2 protein-coding genes are annotated in these 2523 nt (G+C 70.1%); both read right to left on the reverse strand.

Annotation, left to right across the window (positions count from 1 at the left end; translation table 11 throughout):
• The coding region (locus ACWEO5_RS15095) for a biotin/lipoyl-containing protein (protein WP_452162817.1) at positions 1–657 on the reverse strand (657 nt) is incomplete at its 3' end.
• Positions 658–715: 58 nt separating this feature from the next.
• Complete coding sequence (gene lpdA / locus ACWEO5_RS15100; protein ID WP_344554753.1) at positions 716–2122, reverse strand: dihydrolipoyl dehydrogenase; 1407 nt, start codon at positions 2120–2122, stop codon at positions 716–718.
• Positions 2123–2523: the final 401 nt, after the last annotated feature.

Raw genomic sequence — 2523 nt, forward strand, 5'->3', positions numbered from 1 at the left:
GGCGGGGGCGGCCGGAGCCGGGGCGGCGGCGACCGCGCCCGCGGCGCCGATCAGCGCGAGCTGGGCGCCGACCTCGGCGGTCTCGTCCTCGCCGACCAGGATCTTCACCAGGGTGCCCGCCACGGGGGAGGGGATCTCGGTGTCGACCTTGTCGGTGGAGACCTCCAGCAGCGGCTCGTCGACCTCGACGGTGTCGCCCTCGGCCTTCAGCCAGCGGGTGACGGTGCCCTCGGTGACCGACTCGCCCAGCGCGGGCAGCAGCACCGGGGTGGCGTCGCCGGCCGGAGCGGCGGCGGGGGCGGCCGGGGCCTCGGCGGCCGGAGCGGGGGCCGCGGGGGCCTCCTCGGCGGCCGGAGCGGCCGGCGCGGCGGCCGGAGCAGCCTCGGCGGCGGGGGCCTGGGCGGCGGCGGGGGCGCCGGAGCCGTCGTCGATGATCGCCAGCTCGGCGCCCACCTCGACGGTCTCGTCCTCGCCGACCTTGATCGAGGCCAGGATGCCGGAGGCCGGCGCCGGGATCTCGGTGTCGACCTTGTCGGTGGAGACTTCGAGCAGCGGCTCGTCGATCTCCACGCGCTCACCCTCGGCCTTCAGCCAACGGGTGACGGTGCCTTCGGTCACGCTCTCGCCCAGCGCGGGCAGTGTTACTGAGACCGCCATGGTTCCAGCGACTCCTATCAAGTCTTGCGTACAGGAATGAACGGGGACGGGGGCGCGATCAGTCGTGCGCGTGCAGCGGCTTGCCGGCCAGCGCGAGGTGGGCCTCGCCGAGGGCCTCGGACTGGCTCGGGTGCGCGTGGATGAGCTGCGCGACCTCGGCGGGCAGGGCCTCCCAGTTGTAGATCAGCTGGGCCTCGCCGACCTGCTCGCCCATGCGGGCGCCGACCATGTGGACACCCACGACGGCGCCGTCCTTGACCTGGACCAGCTTGATCTCGCCGGCGGTCTTGAGGATCTTGCTCTTGCCGTTGCCGGCCAGGTTGTACTTGAGGGTGACGACCTTCTCCTTGCCGTACTGCTCGACGGCCTTGGCCTCGGTCAGGCCGACGGAGGCGACCTCCGGGTTGGAGTAGGTCACCCGCGGGATGCCGTCGTAGTCGATCGGGACGACCTTGAGGCCGGCGATCCGCTCGGCGACGAGGATGCCCTCGGCGAAGCCGACGTGGGCCAGCTGCAGGGTCGGGACCAGGTCGCCGACGGCGGAGATGGACGGCACGTTGGTGCGCAGGTACTCGTCGACCAGGACGTAGCCGCGGTCCATCGCGACGCCCTGCTCCTCGTAGCCCAGGCCGGCCGAGACCGGGCCGCGGCCGATCGCGACCAGCAGCACGTCGGCCTCGATGGACTTGCCGTTCTCGGTGGAGACCCGGACGCCGTTCTCGGTGTACTCCACGCCGGAGAAGCGGGACTTCAGCTCGAACTTGATGCCGCGCTTGCGGAAGGCGCGCTCCAGCAGCTTGGAGGAGTTCTCGTCCTCCAGCGGCACCAGGTGGGGGAGGCCCTCGACGATGGTGACGTCGACGCCGAAGGACTTCCAGACCGAGGCGAACTCGCAGCCGATGACGCCGCCGCCGAGGATGATCGCCGACTTCGGGATGTAGTCGAGCTTCAGCGCGTGGTCGGAGGAGATGATCCGGTTGCCGTCGATGTCCAGGCCCGGGATCGAGCGCGGCACGGAGCCGGTGGCCAGGACGATGTGGCGGCCTTCGATGCGCTGGCCGTTGACGTCCACCGAGGTCTGCGAGGAGAGCTTGCCCTCGCCCTGGATGAAGGTGACCTTGCGCGAGGCGACCAGGCCCTGCAGGCCCTTGTACAGGCCGGCGACGACGTCGTCCTTGTACTTGTGGACGCCGTTGATGTCGATGCCCTGGAAGGTGGCGAGGACGCCGAACTCGGCGGCTTCCTTGGTCTCGTCGGCGACCTCGGCGGCGTGCAGCAGCGCCTTGGTCGGGATGCAGCCGCGGTGGAGGCAGGTGCCGCCCAGCTCGCCCTTCTCGATCAGCGCGACGCTCAGGCCGAGCTGGGCGCCACGGAGCGCCGCGGCGTAACCGCCGCTTCCGCCTCCGAGAATGACTACGTCGAAAACGGTGCTGGCGTCGTTCGCCACGTCACGTCCTCCATGCAAAAGGTGCGGATCGCCGGGCCGGTCGCGGTCCGGTGGGTGAGTGCCCTCGTAAGGCGCCCAGTCGTGCCGGAAATACATCTTTGCACTTGTTGGCAGCAGGTGGCGTCGGCGGGTGCCCCGAGGCGCACCCGGTGCGGCCCGCGCGGCGGCGGTATGACCCGTTCTCGGAGGTATCGTCGCAGCTCACGGCCGGGAAATCGGCAACCGGAGGTACTCCGTCCGGGGGTCTTCACCGGCCCTGTTCCGCCCTGCGGAATCAATTTTCGCCGGAGGCGAACACACCCTCGAATTGGCGTCGACCGCTACCCGCTGGTAGTGCGCGAGGGGTGGGGGGCGCGGGGGGGGCGGCGCCGCCTTTTCAAATAAATACAAATTAAAAAAATATCATAAGGTGCAACTTG

The organism is Kitasatospora sp. NPDC004272 (assembly GCF_053603035.1).